At 55.3% G+C, this 22,557-nt stretch carries 23 protein-coding genes; 2 read left to right on the top strand and 21 right to left on the bottom strand.

Annotated elements, in window-relative coordinates:
- The 5 genes from VM163_06150 to rplM form a co-directional block, all read right to left on the bottom strand.
- Positions 1–552 (bottom strand): uridine monophosphate kinase (locus VM163_06150; GenBank protein HUT03456.1); only part of this gene is annotated, 552 nt, incomplete at its 3' end.
- A gap of 12 nt (positions 553–564) precedes the next feature.
- Entirely contained in the window at positions 565–1,164 is a 600-nt protein-coding gene (gene tsf, locus VM163_06145; GenBank protein ID HUT03455.1) for a translation elongation factor Ts, read from the bottom strand.
- A gap of 9 nt (positions 1,165–1,173) precedes the next feature.
- Positions 1,174–1,965: a 30S ribosomal protein S2 gene (gene rpsB / locus VM163_06140; protein HUT03454.1), complete on the bottom strand. Its 792-nt coding sequence runs from the start codon at positions 1,963–1,965 to the stop codon at positions 1,174–1,176.
- A gap of 173 nt (positions 1,966–2,138) precedes the next feature.
- Positions 2,139–2,531, bottom strand: a complete 393-nt coding sequence (gene rpsI / locus VM163_06135; GenBank protein HUT03453.1) for a 30S ribosomal protein S9 — start codon at positions 2,529–2,531, stop codon at positions 2,139–2,141.
- A 112-nt stretch (positions 2,532–2,643) separates the two neighbouring features.
- The gene (rplM, locus tag VM163_06130; GenBank protein ID HUT03452.1) at positions 2,644–3,141 is read right to left on the bottom strand and encodes a 50S ribosomal protein L13; all 498 of its coding nucleotides are present in this window, start codon (positions 3,139–3,141) and stop codon (positions 2,644–2,646) included.
- A 365-nt stretch (positions 3,142–3,506) separates the two neighbouring features.
- Here rplM and VM163_06125 point away from each other — a divergent pair, with 365 nt between their 5' ends.
- Together VM163_06125 and VM163_06120 are read left to right on the top strand one after the other, a co-directional pair.
- Complete coding sequence (locus VM163_06125; GenBank protein ID HUT03451.1) at positions 3,507–8,735, top strand: sigma 54-interacting transcriptional regulator; 5,229 nt, start codon at positions 3,507–3,509, stop codon at positions 8,733–8,735.
- 643 nt (positions 8,736–9,378) lie between these two features.
- A complete protein-coding gene (locus VM163_06120) occupies positions 9,379–9,828 on the top strand; it encodes a response regulator (GenBank protein HUT03450.1) in 450 nt (149 codons plus the stop codon).
- A 42-nt stretch (positions 9,829–9,870) separates the two neighbouring features.
- Here VM163_06120 and fabD read toward each other — a convergent pair whose 3' ends face one another.
- The 16 genes from fabD to VM163_06040 all read right to left on the bottom strand — a co-directional run bounded on the left by fabD (position 9,871) and on the right by VM163_06040 (position 22,416).
- Complete coding sequence (fabD, locus tag VM163_06115) at positions 9,871–10,815, bottom strand: ACP S-malonyltransferase (GenBank protein HUT03449.1); 945 nt, start codon at positions 10,813–10,815, stop codon at positions 9,871–9,873.
- A 57-nt stretch (positions 10,816–10,872) separates the two neighbouring features.
- On the bottom strand, positions 10,873–12,027 hold the full coding sequence (locus VM163_06110) for an acyl-CoA dehydrogenase family protein (GenBank protein ID HUT03448.1): 1,155 nt from the start codon (positions 12,025–12,027) through the stop codon (positions 10,873–10,875).
- Positions 12,028–12,180: 153 nt separating this feature from the next.
- Positions 12,181–13,167: a nucleotidyl transferase AbiEii/AbiGii toxin family protein gene (locus VM163_06105; GenBank protein ID HUT03447.1), complete on the bottom strand. Its 987-nt coding sequence runs from the start codon at positions 13,165–13,167 to the stop codon at positions 12,181–12,183.
- A complete protein-coding gene (locus VM163_06100; GenBank protein HUT03446.1) occupies positions 13,164–13,970 on the bottom strand; it encodes a type IV toxin-antitoxin system AbiEi family antitoxin domain-containing protein in 807 nt (268 codons plus the stop codon). Before VM163_06100 ends, VM163_06105 begins: the two co-directional genes overlap by 4 nt.
- 265 nt (positions 13,971–14,235) lie before the next feature.
- The gene (locus VM163_06095) at positions 14,236–14,727 is read right to left on the bottom strand and encodes a hypothetical protein (GenBank protein ID HUT03445.1); all 492 of its coding nucleotides are present in this window, start codon (positions 14,725–14,727) and stop codon (positions 14,236–14,238) included.
- Between the two features lie 76 nt (positions 14,728–14,803).
- A complete protein-coding gene (locus VM163_06090) occupies positions 14,804–14,983 on the bottom strand; it encodes a type II toxin-antitoxin system HicA family toxin (GenBank protein ID HUT03444.1) in 180 nt (59 codons plus the stop codon).
- 46 nt (positions 14,984–15,029) lie between these two features.
- Complete coding sequence (locus VM163_06085) at positions 15,030–15,254, bottom strand: type II toxin-antitoxin system HicB family antitoxin (GenBank protein ID HUT03443.1); 225 nt, start codon at positions 15,252–15,254, stop codon at positions 15,030–15,032.
- Positions 15,255–15,421: 167 nt separating this feature from the next.
- A complete protein-coding gene (locus VM163_06080) occupies positions 15,422–16,408 on the bottom strand; it encodes a beta-ketoacyl-ACP synthase III (GenBank protein ID HUT03442.1) in 987 nt (328 codons plus the stop codon).
- Between the two features lie 9 nt (positions 16,409–16,417).
- Positions 16,418–17,434, bottom strand: coding sequence for a phosphate acyltransferase PlsX (plsX, locus tag VM163_06075; GenBank protein ID HUT03441.1), 1,017 nt, complete (start codon positions 17,432–17,434; stop codon positions 16,418–16,420).
- Between the two features lie 3 nt (positions 17,435–17,437).
- A complete protein-coding gene (rpmF, locus tag VM163_06070; protein ID HUT03440.1) occupies positions 17,438–17,620 on the bottom strand; it encodes a 50S ribosomal protein L32 in 183 nt (60 codons plus the stop codon).
- A gap of 1 nt (position 17,621) precedes the next feature.
- Positions 17,622–18,053, bottom strand: a complete 432-nt coding sequence (gene ndk, locus VM163_06065) for a nucleoside-diphosphate kinase (GenBank protein ID HUT03439.1) — start codon at positions 18,051–18,053, stop codon at positions 17,622–17,624.
- Positions 18,054–18,147: 94 nt separating this feature from the next.
- Positions 18,148–18,984, bottom strand: a complete 837-nt coding sequence (locus tag VM163_06060) for a site-specific DNA-methyltransferase (protein HUT03438.1) — start codon at positions 18,982–18,984, stop codon at positions 18,148–18,150.
- A complete protein-coding gene (locus VM163_06055) occupies positions 18,962–19,639 on the bottom strand; it encodes an SUMF1/EgtB/PvdO family nonheme iron enzyme (protein HUT03437.1) in 678 nt (225 codons plus the stop codon). Before VM163_06055 ends, VM163_06060 begins: the two co-directional genes overlap by 23 nt.
- A gap of 157 nt (positions 19,640–19,796) precedes the next feature.
- The gene (locus tag VM163_06050) at positions 19,797–20,492 is read right to left on the bottom strand and encodes an RNA ligase family protein (protein ID HUT03436.1); all 696 of its coding nucleotides are present in this window, start codon (positions 20,490–20,492) and stop codon (positions 19,797–19,799) included.
- Positions 20,492–21,022, bottom strand: coding sequence for a hypothetical protein (locus VM163_06045; protein ID HUT03435.1), 531 nt, complete (start codon positions 21,020–21,022; stop codon positions 20,492–20,494). The genes VM163_06050 and VM163_06045 overlap by 1 nt, the downstream gene beginning before the upstream one ends.
- Positions 21,019–22,416 (bottom strand): DUF3696 domain-containing protein, encoded by a 1,398-nt coding sequence (locus VM163_06040; protein ID HUT03434.1) that lies wholly within the window; start codon positions 22,414–22,416, stop codon positions 21,019–21,021. The genes VM163_06045 and VM163_06040 overlap by 4 nt, the downstream gene beginning before the upstream one ends.
- Positions 22,417–22,557 lie beyond the last annotated feature (141 nt).

Raw genomic sequence — 22,557 nt, 5'->3', positions numbered from 1 at the left:
ATCCTTGTAGCCAAGCTTCTCGTAGCGCTTGGCGTTCCCATCGACCGCCGGGTCAGCCGTATATACGCCATCCACATTGGTCGCCTTGAGGAATACGTTGGCCTTCAGCTCAAGCGCGCGAAGAGCGCCAGCCGTGTCCGTCGTAAAATAAGGGCTGCCTGTTCCACAGGCAAGGACCACCGCCCTGCCCTTCTCGAGATGCCTGAGCGCCCGCCTGCGAATATATGGCTCGGCAACCTTTGCCATCTCTATCGCCGTCATCACCCGCGTCTGAAGACCCTTCTGCTCACACCTCGCCTGTAAAGCAAGGCTGTTGATCACAGTCGCCATCATCCCCATGTAGTCTCCACTGCTGCGATCGATCCCGCAAGCCTCCGCATCCCGACCACGATAGATGTTCCCACCGCCAACCACAATCGCAAGACCAACACCCAGACTGTGAGCATCAACGATCTCATCAGCTATCCACTCAAGCCGCTCGGGGTCAATCCCGGACTCCTGACCACCCAAAAGCGCCTCGCCAGAGAGCTTCAAAAGAACACGCTGATACATCAGAGCCAAATCTCAGCCCTTACTTATCTCGAACCGCGAGAACCGGCCGACTTCGATCTTCTCGCCCAGCTTCGAGGATAGCTCATCGATCATGTGCCCGATCCTGTCGTTCGGCTCCTTGACAAAAGTCTGGTCCAGGAGGCAAACCTGTTCGTAAAAGCTCTTCAACTTGCCATCAACTATCCGGTCGATGACGTTCTTGGGCTTGCCCATCTTGCCGGCCTGCTCACGGTATATGTTCCTCTCAGATTCAAGCACATCCTCCGGAATATCCTCCTGAGATACATAATGTGGATCGCTCGCAGCTACCTGCAAGCAAAGCTCAGACCCTAACTGCCTAAACTCGTCTGTTCTGGCCACGAAATCCGTCTCGCAGTTCATCTGAAGAAGAACGCCGAGCCTACCATCGTGATGCACATAAGAGAATATGGCCCCCTCTGAAGCTAACCTATCCCTCCGCTCGACTGCCTTTGCCAAGCCCTGCTTGCGAAGTAACCCTATCGCCTTCGCCTCATCACCATCTACCTCGACCAACGCACGTTTGCAGTCCATTATCCCGCAGTTGGTCTTCTGCCGCAGAGCCTTGATCATGTCAACTGTTACTTCTGGCATCCAAAACTCCTAAACTGAACTTTCTTGGCTTGCCTGCCCCGCACCCTCGCCAACCGACCCCTCTCCTGCGAAATCATCGACAGCAACGGCCTCCTCACACTCCTCCTCAAGGTCCTTGCGTCCCATCTGACCCTCAACGTAAGCATCAGCGATTTTTGAGGACACAAGCTTGATCGACCTTATGGCGTCATCATTGCCCGGAATAACGTAGTCGATCAGGTCCGGATCGCAGTTCGTGTCAACAATCGCAATTGTGGGCACGCGACAGCGTCGAGCCTCCGCTACTGCGATCTTTTCCTTTCTAGGGTCAACTATGAACATAGCGCCGGGCGGGCCCGTCATGTTCTCTATCCCACCAAGGTTGCGCTCAAGCTTGAAAAGGTCCTTTCTAAGCCTTATCGCCTCCTTCTTTGGCATAAGATCGATCTGGTCGCTATTGGCCGTCTCACGCATCTTGCGCATCTTCTCTATCGACTTCTTCACTGTCTCGAAGTTCGTCAGCATCCCACCCAACCAGCGGTGGGTTACGTAAAACGCCCCGGCCCGCCGGGCCTGTTCCTCAACAGACAACGACGCCTGACGTTTCGTCCCCACCATGAGCATCGGCTTGTTCTGCTGACCCAGGCTGACCACGAAATCATGGGCACGCCGTAACAGCCTGACGGTCTTCTGAAGGTCTATAATGTATATCCCATTGCGTTCGGCGAAAATATACCGCCACATCTTGGGGTTCCAGCGCTTCGTCTGGTGCCCAAAATGCATTCCCGCCTCGAGAAGCTCTTTCATGGTTGTCAGTGTCAACTGCAATCCTCCTATTACTATGTCAATCCCGATCTATTCCCGCTGCATACTAATAGAACGACACACGCCCTACTCAGGATGCCACGATGCAGCAAGTTGTTATTCACATTCCACGGCATAGACCAAAAGTCACGCTCCCAATCGACCACGGACTCTTGAGGCGCAACTAAGGCTTATCTCTTGGAGAACTGGTACCTCGCCCTCGCTCCGCGCTGGCCATATTTCTTGCGCTCCTTCACGCGGGAATCACGTGTCAGATAGCCCTTCTGCTTCAAGACAAGTCGCAGACTCGCATCATGCACGACAAGGGCTCTCGCGATGCCGTGCCTCAGCGCTCCCGACTGACCTGCAATCCCGCCGGACTGGACTGTCGCGTAAATGTCGAACTTGTCCAGCATCTCAGTATCCATGAGTGGAGCAAGCGCAAGCTTCCGAAGCCTAACATTGGGGAAGTAACCCTCGAAATCACGCTTATTGACGGTTATCTTACCCTCGCCAGGCCGAAGGAATACCCTCGCTACCGCCCGCTTCCGCTTCCCAGTTCCGTATACCTGTTCAAGAACCAACCTTCTCAAATCCTCCCAATCAGACCACAGTCTTAGGCACAGTATCCCACAACATCAGCGAGCTGGTGTGCTCAAGACAAACCATCTCGCAACCGCAAGCCAAACCTCCGCGTTACTCAACTAATGCCAGCGGAACCGGCTTCTGGGCCGCATGAGGATGCTCGGGACCAGCATAAACTTTGAGCTTCTTGACAATCTGTCGGCTCAGCTTGTTCTTCGGAAGCATCCCAACAACCGCCTTTCGCACCAAGAACGTGGGGTCCCGACTCAACTTCTGACGAGCCGTGAATGACTTTATCCCACCAGGATAGCCCGTATGATGGTAATACATCTTGCTATCCCACTTGTCACCCGTCAGCTCCACCGAGGCAGAGTTGATCACCACCACGAAGTCCCCTGTGTCGATATGCGGGGTATAACACTCCTTGTTCTTGCCCAAAAGCACCCTAGTAATCCGTGCAGCCAATCGACCCAAAGGCTGATCCTTGGCATCCACAAGATACCAACGCTGCTGGATGTCCCGCGGCCTTGCCGAGTAGGTTCTGTTTAGGTCCCTAACCTTGATCGGCGCCGCGGCCTTCTCACTCTCAATCTCTGACGAATTAATCATTTCCAAATCCTATCATGACCCTTCTCCGGGAAAAGCTTGGCGGACTATAACATACCCAGTTTCAAACTATCAACCAAGAAAAGAAGACTAAAGTTCCCCAACAACGATGCACAGAGTCCATAAACAATATAATGCTGAGTGCCGAATCTGTCAATCCGATTATCGGGATTCCTAGCTGAAGAATGCGCTTGCATTGGTGGCCTGTTGCTTGTAACTTTTTATGACACTGCCTCGCCGGCAGCTAAAGATGCAGGAAGTCCAGTTCGATACAGTTGCGCCCACGAACCACGCGACCTGTCTTTTTAGATAAAGTGGGGTTCACAAAATAAATGAATGCTTCTTGGCTTCCGGCTGAGTATAGGCTGTTGCTCAAGCTTTTTTGTAGGGAGGAGCTCGGGACGTTTGCAGCGTTGTCGAGGAGCTCCGGCAGGCAGGTCGTCCTGAAGGCGATCGACGAGAAGGCATGCGCCCCGGTGCTTATGCTCGCGTTCCAGAGAAGCCACGAGTTGATGAGGTCCGTCGATCTCCCGTTCGTGCCCAGGGTCAGTCCAATTAAAAAAGAGGGCAATGTACTCTTTTTCGAGAGCGAGCTCTGCCCTGGGCTTCCATTTGGCCAGGGTGCAGTCAAAGGCCATAATGGTCGGATAAGGCTTCTGTCCGAGCTGTTCTTAGCGCTACAAAAGCTGCACTCTATTGGCGAGTTCCACGGCAACCTCAAGCCCAATAATGTGCTGTTCGACGCTGGCCAGGCGAGGCTCACGCTGTTGGACTTGGGCTTTTGGGGCTACAAGGTGCTCCGGGACGATCTCGCTGGCCAGAACAGTCTCTTCATGCCTCCCGAGGTGAGTGCAACGCGTCTTGCTGATGTGCGGTCGGATTTCTACGGTTTTGGCCTTTTGGCGTTCGCTCTCCTGACTGGACTTGAGGTTGACAGTACGTCTCTGAACCTGTTGACGGCAAGCGACCGCGCTGCGGCCAAAGAGTGGCTTGAAACCCAAACGACCGGACTTCATCCCAGCGCTGTTGAGATGATCATTGAGGCGACGAGTCCGCAGGTTTCGAGAAGGCCACAGTCGTGCGACAGGCTGTTGCAGACATTGCGGCCAATTCTAGATGAAAAAGACTCCGGCTCGCTCTCAACCACGCAAAAAACTTCCTTTGCACTCTGTGCGGAGTTCTCCGGCCGCGACGAGATGATCAAACGGCTCCACGCTCTCAAGGATGAGACGCGCAAGCGAGGGGTCGGAGTTGTGAAACTAGTGGGCCCGCCAGGTTCGGGCAAGTCCAGAATCTTGGACGAGTTTGCGGCCCAGTGCCATAAGAGTGGCCAGCTCGTTGCGCGCTCTTTCTGCTCGGAGTTCACACTCAATCCCTATTCCAGCGTCACTCAGCTCTTGGAGTCTGCCGCCAGACAAGTTGACAAGCGTAGGAGCAAGTCCTTGCTCGCAACCGCGGCCGCGGTCCGGTCGCAGCTTGCGAGATCGCTGAAAAAGACGAGCACCCCCAAGGACCACCTTGGCAGGATTGTTCCTTCTCCTGCGCTCAGGAAGCTACGCAAGAGTGTGGTTCAGAAAATACTTGACCTGGTCAAGGATGAGTTTTGGGTATTCGTTCTGGACGATGTGCAGAATGTGGTGGCTCCAGTTGTTTCCCTCTTGACTGACCTTAAGGAGGGGCTTGAGCAGAGAGGCTCGAACAAGGGGCAGAAGGGCGGTCTATTCGTGCTTATGTCCGTTGGCGATACGGAGAATGACGCTGATTTGACTGAGAAGCAGAGGATGGCTAGACATCCATGTGTCTTGGCAGCTTTTGATGAACTGTCCGCACACACATTCACTGAGACCGTCCGGGTGGATGCCCTTGATGAGAAGGCAGCGAGACAAATTGTGCAGTCGGTTGTCGGCTCGAGCGCGCCGCTTCACGGGGTTGCATCGCTCCTTTATGATTGTCTGGGAGGGAGCCCGGGATGGCTGGCGGCGGCGGCGAGGCTTATGTGCTCAAGAGGGGGTCTTTCAACCCCGGTGGACCAGACCGCTGTTGAGCAGCTGGAGAGCATGGCCGCGCGCGGGGACCTCGCAACGCCCAGCGAGGTTGCGAAGGCTCTGGTCGCTGACCTAAACCAGCCCTCCGAGCAGTTGCTTGACACGATAGCAGCATTTCCAGGCGGTGGGATATTCGAACTCATAAGCTCCGCTTTCGGTGGAGACAACAGACGGCCAATTGGGCACATCGACGAGCTGTGCCGTAGGGGGCTTCTGGTATGGAGGCGCAGCGACTCATCCGTTTTCGTGGATTTCACGCACGAGACTCTGAGAAAGGCTTGCCTTGGCAGGTTATCAGAGGGAGAAGCCGTCGAGATACACAAGGTCGCCATCGAGCATTGGAAGAGGCTTTCTTCGGACGATGGCTCCAGATACTGTGTGTGCTTGGACTTCTATCTCGCAAAATCAAGGGGTGGGCCAGAATCCTTTCAATACATCAAATCCTTTTCAGAGGCTTTCCAGGCGGCCGGATGCTACTTCCGGGCGATGGAGTTGCTTAAGGAGGCGACCGCGATGTTCAACGCCAACGCTGAAAGCCTCTCAGCTCCGGCGAGGTGCAAACACGGGACAGAGCTCTACTGCAAGCGCGGGGACCTCAACGTTCTCCTTGCAGATTACGGCAGCGCCCTTCGCGATTATGCCGAGGCGCTATCGTTTGCAGAGCATGGCAATCGCAGGTCCGATCAGTGCGTGTGCCTAATGAGGACGGCCGAGGTTCATCAGTTGAAAGGCGAGCTCAATAAAGCGCTGGAGTTGCTTAACATGGCCCAATCAATGGCTGTGTCAAACAAGGATGCTCGTTTTGAGGCCAGAGCTGCACACGCGATAGGAAAGGCATGCTGGCACCAGGGCCGGCTCGATGATGCCCTCCGGAGCTTTAGGACTGCCCTGAAACATGCCGAGAGGATGGAGGACGAGGCCGAACGAGCGGCGCTTTTGCACAACACCGGCGCTATCTTTTGGGCAAAGGGCGATTATGGCCGGGCGATGAATTATTTTGTGCAGGCCAGGGAAATATGCGAGAAGGCTGGCGAGGACCGCATGCGGGCGATCGCTATCAACAGCATTGGTTCTGCGTATTTGGAGCAGTCGGAGATGGAGCCAGCGCTGGAGTTCTTCTCAGAGGCATTGGCCGTATTCAGGCGTTTAGGCGACCGCCGCAACATATCCACCACGCTTCAGAATGTCGCGATCTGTAGCTTCTCGCAAGGCAACATAGGGTTTGCGCTCGAGAAGATCGAGGAGGTGGCGTCGATGAAGAGCCTCATCGGTGATACCCGTGGGCTTGCTGCTGCCTTGATCACAAAGGGAGAGATACTCAGGGCGATAGGCAACTATGACGGTGCTTTGCGATCGCACTACGAGGCGTACAGCTTTGTTGCGTTTGAAAACGAGCCTCTCATCTCAGACACGGTATTGCTTGAAATCGGGCTTGACCACTTGGATGCAGGCACCTCTGCAACCGCCAAGTTCGCGCTTGAGCAGGTGCTGAGTCGTAAGCAAGATGTGAAGTTAGCGACCACGGTGCTAGCCATGTTAGGCCTTGCGAAATTTCATTTGGGGTTGGCGGAATGGCAGGAGGCTTGTTCGCTGTGCAATGAGGTTTTGGCCTTGCTTGACAAGGTGAAAAGGCCGGTTGACAAGGCTCTGTGTCTGATCACGTTGTCGCGGTCTTATTTGCAGCTCGATCGGCTTGACGATGCGGCCAATTGCCTGCAACAGGCGAGCTCAATTGCTGAGAAGATAAACACGCCGAATCTGCGGTTTTATCTGTATTGGGCTCTAGGGGATTATCATGTCAAGAAGGGCAACATCACTGAGAGCCTCACATCCTTTTCGCTCGCCGTCACGATAGCCGAGTCTATCGCGGCAACTGTTCCCAAATCGCAACAGATGTGGCTGAGCAAGAACAAAGACCTAAAGCGATTCAGAGAGTCTTGGGATGTCGTCAAACAGCTACCTGGCCCCAAAGAGGGACAACAGGAGCATCCCAAGGATATTTCCCCACAGGCTGCAACATTTTGGGATTCAGGCACATCTGTCGGGCCCCGGACCGGCGAGAACCCAGAACTGATCGAGGCGTCCGATGTAATAATATCTCATCTGCTCAATTCCACTCCCTTTCAAAGAGGGTGCATAGCAGTTCGAGCAGATAGCGGCAGGCTCCAGCTGACACGGGCGATCGACAAGACCGGCCAGGTCCTGGACCCCAAACGACTTGATGGGCCAAGCTATGTGAGCAGGCGCGTCAATGCCACAGGGAAAGCGGTCTTCACGAGACGAGGGTCAGAGAAACCTGGATGGCTGAACGACCTCAGCATTAAAGGGTCTATCATCTGCGTGCCTCTGTCCATCGGGGGAGAGAAATTAGGAACCCTGTACCTTGACTCTCCCGATCTTTTGGAAGTGTCTGGCGATCGGCTATTCCGCGATGTTCAGTCGGTTGCGAGGCTGGCCGCAAGAATGATCGATGACGCAGTGCTCAGAAGGCGACAGAGCAGTTATATCAAGGATCTGATCGATCGGACAAGGGTGCTGGCTGTCGAGCACACCATGCCACCGATGTTGGTTCCGAAATCGGGCAGCTTAGCAAGGAAGTCTCCGTTCCCGGAGATCGTTGGGGCTAGCCAACAGTTGGCCGACGTCATGCGTGACGCCTCCAAGGTCGCCAAAACAGATGTAACAGTGTTTATTACGGGTGAGACGGGCACTGGGAAGGAGCTCCTGGCTCAGGCTATCCACAATAGAAGCCCTCGTAAAAATGCGCCGTTCGTAGTCATCAATTGTGGCGCAATCCCTCGAGACCTGGTCGAGGCGGAGCTGTTTGGTTTTGAAAAAGGCGCCTTCACCGGCGCCCATAAGCAGAAGCGTGGAAGGCTCGAGTATGGCGACAAGGGGACGCTCTTCCTCGATGAGATAGCCGAGCTTTCTCTCGACATGCAGGTGAGATTCCTCAGGTTCCTTGAGACCAAAACGGTCGAGAGAGTCGGGGGCGAGGGGCAGACCGCAATTGACTGCCGAATCATCGCGGCAACAAATTGCGACGTTGACGCTGCGGTGAAAAAGGGCACATTCAGGGAGGACCTGTATTATCGGCTCAGCACAATCGACATTAAACTACCGCCGATTCGAGACCGTGATGATGACGTGTTGCGACTGGCGAATCATTTTCTTGGCTTGTGTAGGGTCAAATACGGGAAGATGAATAAGATATTCTCGGTCAAGGCCATCGAGCGGATGATGCATTACCGGTGGCCGGGCAACGTTCGAGAGCTTCAAAACAGGGTGGAGAAGGCAGTTCTAATATCCACTGGCAGAATCATAACTGAGGGTGACCTCGGTTTGGAAGAAGGAGGAGGGGGGCAGATAACCCGACTCAAGGAGGTGAAGAATAGCGTAGAGGTATCGCGGCTCAAGGTGGCTCTCAAGGCATCCGGCGGCAATGTGGCCCAGGCGGCCAGGATAGCCGGCCTGTCGAGACAGAACTTTTATCGACTCACCAAGAAGCATAACCTATCGCTGGACGAGTTCAGGTCGTCTGAGGGCAGCTGATCATGTTCTCATTCTGTCTCGAGCTCTGAGTTCAAGGGCACTGTGAAGTCACACAATGTTACAGAACCGCCGCCTGAAACGCTCCCTCTTACCGTGTGTAGGCCGCACCGGGGGCTGAAAGCCAATTCTGTGCAGATTGAGATCGGCCTTCCAGGGTGGACTAGCGACAGCGCAATCGAACTGTGAAAAAGCATGTTGCATATATGGCACAATGAATGCTAGTATTGAAAATGATGAATAATGTTGCTCATTTGTGGGCAAGCCAACCAGATATGCCAGAAGTGGCGCATCTGCTCGGCCGCCACCAAATACTATATGGTGCGCACGAAAGTCGTGAGGCGCCGAATGCCATGTCTTTAGTGGTTCCCAGCGGCAGAGAGCTGATGCGAAACACTGGCCGCTGTCCCAGCCCGAACGCATCGCAAACTGATAAAGTCATTCTTTCTTACATGTGGATGGCTGAGGCTTCATTTCAACAGTTGTCGGCGTATTCTCTGCGTCAAGCTTGTCGGCCTCTTGTGTGGTGCTCTGGGCTAGATATGAGCTCCACTATTGCGCAGGCTTCCGGCTTCAAGCCGTTCGATGCGGCCGCCATTTCGTGCAGAAGGCCGTGTGATGGGACCAACAACATCAGAAGATGAGCATGCCCGAGAAAACTGTCTCAGAAGAACTCGACCCGGTGCGTAAGCAAAAGCACACGCGGGCGCGGATACTGCTCATTGACGATGAGGAGTTGCTCCGAGATGTCTGGCAGGAAGCGCTAGCGGAGGAGGGCTATGACGTCGAAACCGCTGAGAGCCCTGAATACGCTTTTCTGATGTTAGCGCGAGAGCATTTCGACCTGGTGCTTCTGGACGAAGTCTTCAAGACCGGGCCTTACGATGGGTTGGATGCATTTCGCAAGATCAGAGAACTGCACGGGTCCATCCCGGTCATCATGATGACCGGTTATTCCGACGTGGAGGAGAACGTCGTCCAAGCAGTTCACGAAGGGGCCTACCGACAGACCATCAAAAAACCCTCAACTCTCGCCGAGATCACCGGCATAGTCAGCGATTGCCTGCTAGAGAGCAAGAGAAACGCCGAGTCATAATCAACCTCTCACCCTTCATCCTTCCGCCTTCATCCTTCCGCCTCAGGACGCATACCTTTCCCTGAAAAGCGCTAAACTGTCGGGCGAATCCACGTTCGACACAGCAACATCTCGCGATATTCGCTTGATGAACGACGAGATGAGCCTCTGCGGGCCAACCTCTACGAAATCCGTCGTGCCCATCTCGATCATCTTCCTGACACAGTCCTCCCAAAGAACCGGCGAGGTCATCTGCCTCTTCAGCGCCTCGACAACCTCCTCCTTCGCCTCAATAGGCGAGGCGCTCGCGTTCGGGATTATTGGCACTCTGGCGTCGCAAAACGACACCTTCTCCAGCTCACGCCCGAACTTCTCCGCCGCCGGAGCCATCAGCTTGGAGTGAAATGGTGCGGACAGCGGCAGCTTCACGAGCCTCCTTGCGCCTCTTTCCCTGAGCATAATAATTGCCTTGTCTAGAAGCGCCATTTCGCCGGAAATGACTGTCTGGCCTGGGCAGTTGACGTTTGCGGCGCGAATCTCGCCCTTGGCCCTAAGCTCCTCGCAGACCCCCTCGATGGTCTTTCCGTCCGAGCCAATTACGGCGACCATGCCGCCCTCGCCGACCGGGACAGCCTCCTGCATCAGCTGCGCTCGTCTTCTGACGAGTCTGAGAGCATCTTCAAACTTCAGGCAACCTGCGCAGACCGCGGCTGTGTACTCGCCCAGGCTGTGCCCCGCGACCAGTCGCGGCTCGACGCCCGTCTCATCCCTAATCGCCGACAGAATAGCGAAGGATGTCGCCAGGACCGCCGGCTGCGTGATTTCGGTCAGGTCGAGCTGCTCCTTAGACCCCTCGAAGCAGAGTTTTGAAAGCTCGAACCCGAGCACCCGGTCTGAGAGCTGAAACACCTTGCGGGCGGACTCGAACTTCTCCGAGATCGCCTTCCCCATCCCTACGGACTGGGCGGCCTGGCCTGGGAATACAAATGCCAGCGTTCTCTCACCCATCCACCATTCACTCCTTCCCCTTCATCCTTCCGCCTTCATCCCTTAGCCTTCATCCTTTCACAGCTTCCCGGCCTCTTTGACAAGTTTCAGGCCGATCACCTCTCGCTGGATCTGGTTCGTCCCCTCGTATATCTGCGTTATCTTCGCATCGCGCATCATTTTCTCGACCGGATACTCCTTCATGTAACCGTAGCCCCCGAACACCTGAACCGCGTTCGTAGTTACCTCCATCGCAACATCCGACGCGAAGACCTTGGCCATCGCCGACTCCTTCGAGGTGTCCTTCGCTCCAGAGTCGATCATTCGAGCCGTGGCATAAACGAGCGCCCGCGCCGCCTCGATCTTGGTCGCCATGTCGGCCAAGATATGCCGTATCGCCTGAAACGACGCTATCTTTTTGCCAAACTGCTCCCTCTCTATCGCGTATTTGGCCGCCTCCTCGAAGGCGCCCTGGGCCACGCCGACCGCCTGGGCGCCGATCCCCGGACGGGTCTTGTCAAATGTCTTCATTGTAATAATGAAGCCGTAACCCTCCCGCTTCAGGATGTTATCCTTGTGAATGCGGCAATCCGTAAATATAAGCTCCCGTGTGGTCGAGGCCCGGATGCCCATCTTGTTCTCCTTCTTGCCAAAATCGAAGCCCTCCTGGCCCTTCTCGACGATGAACGCGGTAAGGCCCCTCGCTCCCCGCTCCGGGTCCGTGCTCGCTATCACTGTGTATATCTCCGCCTCGCCGCCGTTCGTTATCCACTGCTTCGTCCCGTTGATGACGTAGTAATCGCCGTCCCGAACCGCCCTTGTCCGAACCGCCGCAGCGTCGCTTCCGGCGTCGGCCTCGGTCAGAGCAAACGCTGTCAGACGCTTGCCCTCGGCTACATCAGGCAACAGCCGCATCTTCTGCTCATCGCTGCCGAACATAATCAACGGATACGCACCGAGACCAGTTGCAGCATACGCAAGAGCGATCCCGCTGCAAACGCGGCTGAGCTCCTCCGTAACGAGGCAGAAGTCCGTAACGCCGCCGCCGAGCCCGTCGTATTCCTCGGGAATTAGCAGCGCAAACAGGCCCGCCTGACCAAGCGTTTTGACAATGCCCCACGGAAATTCCCCTGTCTCATCAAGCTCCGCTCGAATCGGCCTCATCTGCTCCTCGGCTATGCGCCTCGCGAGTTTCCTCGTCTCCTGCTGCTCCTCGGTGAAGAAGTAGTCCATTCTTTGCTCCCTTTACTGTTTAGCCCACAATTCCAAATCAGCTGTGCTGAACTATCTCCATATACTACAAGCGCGCAAACCGGCTTCCAATGGCGCAACTTGAACGCCCCGCAGCTTGACCGACTGATTGTCAACTACGTCGTGGCTCATTCCTTATCCCTCCACCTTCACCGATCCCGCCTTGTGTCGCTGCACATTGAGCGCCTTCCATTCCAACAGCGGATGCTGGGCAATCCGTTCCGCCAACGCTCCATCAGAAGTAATCAATGAAGGCTTGATCTCTCCGTGTTCAAGGAGGCGGTCAAGAAACTCCATCTCCGCTTCTGTGAAAGGCAACACTACACTTAGCGCCTCACGACAATCATCTACGAGGCGCCTTCCCCAAGCCTCATCCCGACTGGTTTTCCGCATCGCATCAGCGCGGAGCAACGGGATGAGTTGGTTAACGACGTCGCTTTGATCGAAACGTACGTCTTCGACAGCAACCGTTCGCCAGTCCTTGCGGCTCATCGCTCCATAGACGACAAATGCCAGCCTCAAGCGCTCGCGCTCAAGCTCTCCTTTGGTGAGCAGTATATGGACGTCGAAAAGATCGCGGCTTGTGCGCCGTGCCAGAAGTGCCGTGAGCTTGCCAGCCGCCAGCTCGTGAATATCGAGCATGGGAATCTTCGTGGCCTTGTAGGAACCCACCACACGCGAGTCCACTGCCTTCACAGGCCATAGTGGGACCCGAAACATGAAATTGATGTCAATCCCCAGGTTGCCGCCCTGTCCGAGAGCGCTCTCGTAACGAAGCGACCATTTGCCTCCCGCATGTTCATGGGGAACACGGCGAACGGAGAAGCCCTCACGTTTGCACACTGCCGGGATCGCCTCCTCAATCTTGGGCCGCTCCGAAAGCATCGCGTCGCGTTCCACAGCCCCAATGTAGTTGAGGTCGATATCAACGGAAAGGCGCGGCAGGTCGAAGACGAACACGTTCAGAGCCGTCCCGCCCTTAAGAGCCAAGCGCCCGTTGAGGAAAGGATGACTGCGAAACATCTCCAGAAGATTGAGCAGATGGATGACCTTCTCCAGAACCTCGGGACGGAATCCGGTAGCTTCGGCCTCAGAAAACAGCCTCTCTCCTGAGATTCTCATGTCACCTCGGCCCAAGTCCGCGCCAAGAGCGCCTCAGGCACAACGAGGTTCCACCCCGACACGAGGCGCCCCCGAGTGCGCTTGCTCCGGACAAGGTAACGCGGCCCACGAGGCCGAAACTCTCTCAATCGGTTCAGATGGGCTTCTTCTACCATCAATGGCTCTCGGTGCTGCTCCAGAAAGAAACCGACCTTCGCCGTCGTCGTGGCGTTGTCAAGGAGAAGGGCATATTCAACAACCTCGTCCAAATCAAAGAACTCGATCGATTCTAGCGACCGCCATATCTCCTCCCAGCTACCCGACAGGTCTGGTCGATCGAGCACATCGACCAGGGTCCGTTCCAAGCTGGTCACATGAACGTCAACGCCTCGCCGTTCAGCCACTTTGACGCCGAAGTTCTGCTGACCCTTGGCCCGAAGGGCGGTGGGGAACAATACTCGGCGGAAGGTGTGCGAGCGGAATGTGAGTGGACGCGATGCTTGGCTCGTAAGGTATAGGGATTGCTCGAACAGCGAATAGGCTCTCCCGTGAAACTCCAGAGCGGTATGATAGCCGAGCACCGAATCGTTAGTCATCTTTGCTGCCACCAGGTAGGGGTCCACGGGGCAGTTCTCGGGATCTGTCCCATTCGGCACGACGACGTATAGCCCGCGGCGCACCCGCAGGATGCGGCCTGTCCTGGTATGGTGAGCCAGGAGACTCTCTTGCGTTCTGACGTTGCTCGTCCCCTCAGACTCATGGAACGCGGCAAACTCTCGGCTGGTGAAAACCGGATGCCGTGCGAAGAACTTCTGAGCTTTCATCGTGATCACCAAGTTGACACTATTAACCGATACACGTAATAACGTTACGTGTTGTGCTAACCGATGTCAAGTCAAGCTCCTGTCTTTAAGCCACTGACTTGACGCTCAGCAGCAATACCCGTAGAACAATACAGGGTTTTGCGCGATAGCGTCAACCGCGTGCCTCAAGCATGAAGGCAAAAGGATGAATGATAAATCAGCGCCACAATCCGCAATCCACTATCATCCACATGCCTTCGCCCTTGTCAGCGCCCTATTCTCAATCTTAGGAGGTCTCGGGCGAAGGCATGGTCGCGCCACATTTGTCGCATTTCAACCAGGCGGTGAAAGGACCGAACGGCCCCCCTGCCCATTCCTTCCAGCGGAGCGTGCCCTTGCCACACACCGGGCATTTCTCTCCCTCCCAACCCGGCATGTTGTCGAAGACGTTCTCTATACGCTGAATCCGGTCGGCCTCTCCTTGGAGTTCATCGGCACGCCCTGGACTGACTTTCCTGACCTCTGCCATCAGCACCACTCGGAAGGCACGTTCTTCCTTCATCCATTCATTGGTGGCCTGCAGCATGGTTCTGATCGTCTCTTCATGGAGGCGCTTGTTGTCCGCTTGGGAGCGCTTCTCTGACCTGCGTGTAAGAAACCAAGTGATTAGTATCGCGAGTGCGGTCAAGGGCGCGCTAACGATTAGTCCAAGCAGCAAATCGCGCCAATTGCTGGTCAGATAGGCTGATACTTGCTCAAGCGTCACTTGCCAGTCCACAATCACTCATCGTTCATCCCCTCAGACGCTCCTCGCCTTCCGCAGCCGCCTCTCGGCCAATTGGTCAGAGAGTGTCTCACAGGAGCTCGCGGAACTCTTCCACAGTGAGCCCCATATCCTCCAAGATGCCCGCCAAGGTCTTGCGCTTGATGGTCTTTCCCGCATGCATGGGCACTACTATCCTCGCCGCGTCTCTCTCCCGGTAGTAAATGGCGTGGCTTCCTCTCTGACGGTCAAAGACGAATCCGGCCTTCAGGCTGCCCTGACCACTTCCCTGGCCGTTACAATGGGCAGCTTAGGGCTCAAAGAGCAACCTCTACCGGCTTGATGAAGATGTCCTCCAGCGGGAGGGGCTCCCCATGCGCGCGAAGGCTCTCCAGATACGCCGCTATCGCCTCCCTGACATTGGCGAGGGCCTCGTCCAGCGTGTCGCCCTGGGTGTGGCAGCCTTTCAGAGCGGGGCAGAACGCGTGGTAGCCGCCTTCCTCCTCCCGCTCCACAATGACCGTAAAATGATGTCTCTCCATTGTCTCACTCCTCTACGTACCAATTTCATCCTTCATCGCTATCGGACAGACTGGAAAATCCGTCCTACGTAATGAGTGAGGTCCGAAACTCGCGGAGAATGTCCAAGTTGTCGCCGTAATACAGAAAGTCCTTGCCCTGCATCGCGCGAAATCCCTATGTCAGCGGACTACCACCTGACGATCGAGGCGCCCCACGCATAGCCAGCCCCAAACGCCGTCAGGAGGATCAGGTCCCCCTTTTGTATCATCCCCGTGGCTTGGGCCTCGTCCAACGAAAGCGGTATGGATGCCGAGGAGGTGTTTCCGTATTTCTGTATGGAGGGGACGATCTTGTCAATGGTCGTGCCAAGCCGCTTGACCAGTCCCTCAATGATCCGCCAGTTCGCCTGATGCGGGAAGATCATCTTCATCTGATCGACCGTCATGTTCTGCTCTTCAAGAGCGTGGGTCGATATCTTGGCCATGCACCTAATCGCCATCTTGAAGGTAGTCTGTCCATCCATCCAGATATAGTGCATCCGCTTCTTGATTGTTTCCGCGCTTGCGGGATGCCTAGAGCCGCCCGCTGGCAGCTTCAACGCATCACCGTAAGAGCCGTCGGACTTAAGATGAGTGCAGAGAATCCGGGACTTTTCGGAATCGTCCGACGCCTGGACTACGATAGCGCCGGCGCCATCGCCGAATAGCACGCATGTCGTTCTGTCCTCGAAATTGGCAAACCTCGATAGCACCTCGCTGCCGACAACGAGTACTGTCTTGTATTGCCCGGCCTTTATGAAGTTTGAGGCCACCGAGAGACCACAGATGAAGCCCGCGCAGCCGGCGGTTACGTCGAATCCCATTGCGTTCTTGGCCCCGAGCTTTTCCTGCGTCAGGCACGCGGTCGAGGGAAATGCCATGTCGCCCGTGGCGGTTCCCACGATGATGCAGTCCACGTCTTCCGGTGCCACCGAAGCTCTCTCTAGCGCAATTACCGATGCGCGATAGGCAAGATCGGACGAGGCCTCATCATCCGCGCAGTAGCGCCGCTCCTTGATTCCCGTTCTCGTGGTTATCCACTCGTCGGTCGTATCGACAATTCTCATCATGTCTTCGTTTGTCACAACGCGCTCTGGAACGTAGCTTCCGATGCTCGTTATCCTTGCCTGGACCATCCTCTCTCCTTAGCTCACCATCCTGCGAGCTTCCATCTTCTCGGTTATCTGCTCAACTATATCGGAGACAGCGAAATCGTAAGCCCTTTTCAAGGCATTCCGGATCGCCCTGGCCTTCGAGCCACCGTGGCATATCACACAAACACCGTTGACGCCCAAGAGAATCGCACCTCCATATTCAGCATAGTCCATCCGCTTCTTGAGCCGCCTGAACGAGGGCCTCACCAACACAGCGCCCGCTTTGCTCAACACGTTGGACGAGAGCGAGTCCTGCATCATGCCCACGACCATCGCGGCCACGCCCTCCGTTATCTTCAGCACGATGTTCCCAACGAACCCATCGCAGACCACAACGTCAACATCGCCCTTGAAAACGTCCCGACCCTCGATGTTCCCAACAAAATTGATTGCGGGCTCCTCCCGCATCGCCAGAAGCACACTCCGGCTGAACTCGTTCCCCTTGGTGTCCTCCGACCCAATGCTCAAAAGCCCAACCTTCGGACTCCTCTTCTGGAACACTATGCTCGCATAGATGCTCCCCATCACTCCGAACTGCACAAGGTAGCCAATCTTGCAATCGACGTTCGCGCCCAGGTCCAGAACCACTGTCCCATGCTTCCGGTTAGGGAAAACCTGCGCAATCGCCGGCCTTTCCACACCCTTGGCAAGACCAAACTCGCAACGGGCAGCCGCCATCGTCGCACCGGTATTGCCCGCGCTCACCACCGCGGCCGCCTCCCCCCTCTTCACAAGATTCGAGGCCACGCGGATTGAAGAGCGCCTCTTGCCGCGAATGACAACCGAGGGCGCATCCGTCATCGACACAACCTCGGGAGCGTGACAGACCCTCATCCTCTCGCTCTCCTTCTCACCCAGATCGGCCAACTGCGCCTTGAGCCTCGGTCCGTCGCCCACCAAGACCACGTCAATCCCGAAGTCCCGCGAGGCGCGAATGGCGCCCTTAACCGCCTCCTGTGGGGCATAATCACCCCCCATAGCGTCCAGGGCGATAGGGGCTCCTGTCATAGGCTACTTCTCGGCGATCTCAAGCACCTGCTCCCCGCCAAAATAACCACACTTGGGACAGACTATGTGAGGAAGCTTAGGAGTTTTACAGTTCGGGCAGCTCACAATGGATGGCGAACGAAGAGCCTTTTGGGAAGACCTCATCCGCCTTCTTCTATGTGATGTCCTACGTTTTGGTACCGCCACGCTAACCTTTCCTTTCTGTTTGCATAATCTCTAACCTAGAAAAAAAGAACCCAATCTCAAACTCGGCCGAAGCATCTGAATCCGAGCCATGCACGGCATTCTCCTGAATCGACGTCCCCAGCTCGCTCCGAATCGTGCCCTTCTCCGCTTTCGCCGGGTCAGTCGCTCCCATGATCTCCCGAACTTTGGCGATCGCATTCTGGCCCGCTAAGACCGCCACAACGCACGGCCCGCTCGACATGAAATCGCACAAGCTATCATAGAACGGCTTGCCCTTATGAACGTAGTAGAACGCCTCCGCATCTCGCTTGGTCAACCAGACCATCTTGGCGGCCACGATCCTGAACCCCGCCCGCTCAAAGTGTGTAAAAACCTCGCCAGCGACGTTACCGGCGACCGAGTCCGGCTTCACTATCGTCAGTGTTCTTTCCATCTCAGCTATCTTCCCCGTCGCAGCGCTGGTAGCAATCTGCCACGGCCGCACCAACCCAAACCACATTCAAACCCCAGATCGGCACCTTAGCTAGCTATTCCTTCCTGAAATTGAGACAGTAATGGTGAAACGTATTGCTCACCCACGCATTGCCAATGCCATAAGGCGCCAATCTCTGGTCGCCCTGGCACCATATCCTCTCATCCTTTAGAGCAAACACCTCACCTAAACGTTTCCCAATATCCCATGCGAGAGGATAAACTCTGCCCTTCTTCTTAACATTTTTAACGACAACCGTCAAATATGCGCCGACACGCATGACTGCGTGAACCTTGGAGAATACTACGACCAGTTCATCAACGAATCTGTCGTATTCCGCTATATTCCCCAGGTCTCTCTTGTCCGACGAATAGAACACGTCAAGCCCAGCCTCCTGCCTTCTCTTCTGCGTCCCAGCCCCTTTAGCTCTCAACATATCCCAATAAGGCGGACTTGTTATGCAGTAGTCAATCTCCGGCAGGTCAAGCTCGTCCAGGCGCCTCGCGTCGCCTTCGATAATCATCGGACTTGTCAGACTTGTCCGACCTGTCGGAGGGGTCATGCCATCCTGGCCCTTTCGCTCCGTGTTGAGCGCGTCGGCGATCCGTTCCCTTGCGATGGCTACGTATTTGGGATTGAGCTCAACGCCTATGCCCTTTCTGCCTGTCGAGATACAGGCAAGAAGCGTGGAGCCCGTTCCAACCATCGGGTCAAGAACCGTCTGGCCTGATTTGGTGAAGAAACGGATGAACCCCGACACGAGCTCCTCAGGGAACTTCGCCGGATGAACCAAGACCTCCTTAGGCCGGCGAGGTGGATTCAGCTCGAACCAACTTTTCTGGAACTTGATCCACTCCTTTGCGGAGAGGTCATTCAGACGGTTTTTGAACATCGGGACCAGTTTTAGAACTGGGCAACAAATCGCAGCAGCAACGAAAGCTAACGTTCCGAATCCTGTAGAACTTGGTGGCGGTCTCCGTCTTATTCAGACACGAGACTTTCTCGGCAGGCGTTGACCAAGACCCTCCCATCAGAATCGTATGTTTGGTGTTGCCTGCATCCGTCCATTCCCAGTAGTTGCCGAGCATATCGTAAGCGCCGTATCCGCTGACACAAGCCTTGTATCGGCCAGTAAGCGCCGGTTGGGACAGCACAATCTCCTTGTCTCTCCTGCGGAGCCCATACCACGTCCAGGTCTCCGTAGCGCGAGTCCTGCCCAGGTTACACGCCCCTTCCCTGAACTCATTCCCGTATGGATGCTTGAACTTCTGAGGGCCTGAACATGCCCGAGACCACTCGTCAGTCGTGCAAAGCCGCTTGCCCTGAGAAAGGCATATCTGAACCGCCTCTACATATAAAACAAGGTTCCGCGGCCGCACACCTAACTTGTTCGGGTATTCATACTCGTCTATGCAGAACCTGTCGGCTGCAACCATGCCCGGCGGACATCTCCGCCACGACTGCGACTCGTCTTGTGCAGCGGACATGAGGGGCGAGAGCGCCCAGAGAAGAATCGCGAACACAAAGGTATATTTCAGAAATCTCAAACCGCATCCCACATAGTGTTAGAAAAATGCTCGTGCAATCTAAATGAACATGCCCGCTGTGTCAACCAGGATAGGAACTGCTGGGCCAGAGGCCGCAGTTCCGGTAGAACGGATAAAGGCAAGGTTTCGGCGATACCTTGCGCCAAACACAGCCGAATCATCCAGAGACCATGGCGGTGGCTTGGCGAAGAGCATTCCTCCGGAATGTGTTTTTAGACCAATGCTCGCAGATGTTCTGAGTGAACTCGGCACGGACGATTTTTGCGCGGGCGATGAGGCGTCCGCCCTCTTCTCTCCGCAAATAGATCCCTTCCATTGGGCCACTAGTTAGCTTGGATTCACCCAGTAGTCCGACGAGTTGGGGCAATGCAAATGCACCTTCGGTCAGTGCGGGGACACGCTCTAAGCCCAACGAATCGACTAGCTCGTTCCTGCGGCTAACACACCAGAACTCGCCCACGTTCCTGTCGTAAACGTCGAACGCAAGAAACCAGTCGGGCAGCCGATCGTAGTGGATCGAATGCTGGGCGTAGCACCATTCACCAAAGAGGATCAGGTCGGGGGCGAGTCCATTTCTCAGTGCAATCCGGTGTGTATCAATCCAGGGCCATAAGGGATCGAACTGATGATGACTCCTATGGCCCAAGTAAGTCCCGCGATTCTGGGCACGAATGTTACCTTGTGGGTCCAAAGATAAGCCGATACTGCCGCCATCCACCTTCTCTTCCACAAGTATCTCTCCGGACAGGAATTCGGCAGCTTCCTCGGGCGCCAGGACCTTATCCGAACGGGGCAGCTCATCGCCCAGCCAGAGCAAGTGCGGAGTGTGTGGGAATTTGAAAAACTCGGCCATCACGCACTGCCCATCTTTTCCTTGTGTTTCCGGGCAATCTCCTTTCGGCACAAGAACTCCACTTGGATTCCGCGTTCTCTGAGCGCATCCTCCCAACCACACCACTTGCTGTCGGTCGCCTGTAGAATCGGGGGGCGCTCAGGATGAGCCGCAGACACCGCGACGAACTTCCGATCGTCATCGTCGAAGTCCTGTAGGTCTGGATGGTGAGGAAACTCCTCGAAATCGGCCCCATCAGCAGGTGTCCCTTTGGGGGTGATTGACACGAAGACGCAACGACCTGTGCCTTGGTTCTGGTATATCCACTGCAAAAACTCTTTGCCCGGTCCCGGTTGACCGGAAGGCGTCAGTTTGCCCTCGTATTCACCCAAGATTAGCCATGTGTAGTCCAAGAGAATACGGCCATTTTCCTTGATTTTCTGCAAGGCATCTACACAATGCATCAGGCAAGCGTCGGTTGAATCTGACATTCCATTCGCCGTGTAGAGGACGTTCGTATCAACCACACAGAGCGAAAAAGGGAAGCTCATCGCTCTTCACCCATGCGACGAGTCGCAGCGGCCCTCGTCATTTCTGCGAGATCCACAAACCGATCCCCAAAGAAATCCTCTGGCCAGTTAGTAATGTTGCCGAAGAGATCCAACTCCAAGCTTTCCATCTTTGCCCCTGAACTAGTGGGTTTGCAGAAGTGAATCGCCACCTTCTCACGAGAGATCTTTTCCTCAGCAATTCGACGCTGTAGCCGGATCAGGAAATGCTCGGAGTGGCTCTCGATCAAAAGCTGAATGTTGCGGTCCTTGCCGTTCTCCCGCGCTTGAATCGCCTCAATGAACAGGTCGGCGAGCGAGGCCTGCACCGACGGGTGGAGATGAAGCTCTGGTTGCTCCATTATGATTATCGAGCCAGGAGGCGCATAGAAACATTGGACCAGCACTGGCAAAACCTGGGACACACCGAAACCAACATCGGTAAGGTTCACGTGCGCTTCGGTCATTGGCGTCTTGACGACGACTTCATACAGTCGTCCGTCAGGCACAATTGGTTTGACATCAAAGCTCTCAATTAAACCCATCTTCTCCAGCCAGCTGGCAATGAGAACCTGAAAAGACTTCCGGGGCTTATACTTGCCTGGCCTGATGAATCGCTCGCGCGCCGCCAGAATCGCTGGAATGGACTGTTTTCCTTGCCAGCCGACATCCTCCGGTGTCTCGCCCATATAAGTGTATTGGCGTCGTGGATAATCTCTAAGGGGCCCTAGATAGGACATGAGCTGCAAACGCTGCTCGAGCGCAAACGCCAGGTCCCCCACGAATCCTGCATTCTGATAATAGGCCATTACTTCCGCTGGGAACCCGTAGAAGTGAACGGGAGATGGCAACGGCCAAACTCTACCTTCCTTCCGAACCGGATTATAGCCGGAATTCACCAGCTCATATTTGTCTTTTCCAGGGCTTTTCAGAGTCTTCAACTTCATGCCGAGTTCAAGGCCCTTCTCAGGCAAACTGCCGAGTTGATAACACATTCGATGAACGACAACATCTTGGCGTTTCCCACCGGCCAGAGCGAGCGCGGCCTCAAATCTCATCGTTCTTCCCGAAAAGACATCCCCCGAATGCACCACATCCTTGAGCTGCATCTCTTTGGCGAGATTCCATCCGAGCTCGAAGGAAATATGCTCGGGCTTATCATGACCGTGCACCATGTCAAGGTATGTTCCGAGGTCTATAGGCATGTCCCGGTCGCTCGGCACGAGCACCCTCTTTCGGTCTGCCGATTGAGCGGTTTGCTTCAGCATCAATAGGAATTGACTGATGCTGCTCTTGCCAGAGCTATTTGTGCCAAAAAAGACTGTCAGCGGCGCCAAGCGGATATCGCCGGTGTCCTGCCACGCCTTGAAGTTCTTTATGCGAAGATGAGTAAGCATAGGCAGCGCCCTCCCTCCCTGAAACCCGTTCCATCCCCTTGTCTTTTCCCTAGAAGCAATTACTTACTAAACCTTACTCAAGGCCATGCTCAGCGTCAAGGTGGGGGTTGGGAGGGTTTGACCTTAGATTGTCAGTAATGT

The sequence above is a fragment of the bacterium genome (genome assembly GCA_035527515.1).
Taxonomy (GTDB): domain Bacteria; phylum B130-G9; class B130-G9; order B130-G9; family B130-G9; genus B130-G9.
This window is presented reverse-complemented; position numbering and strand designations above follow the sequence as displayed.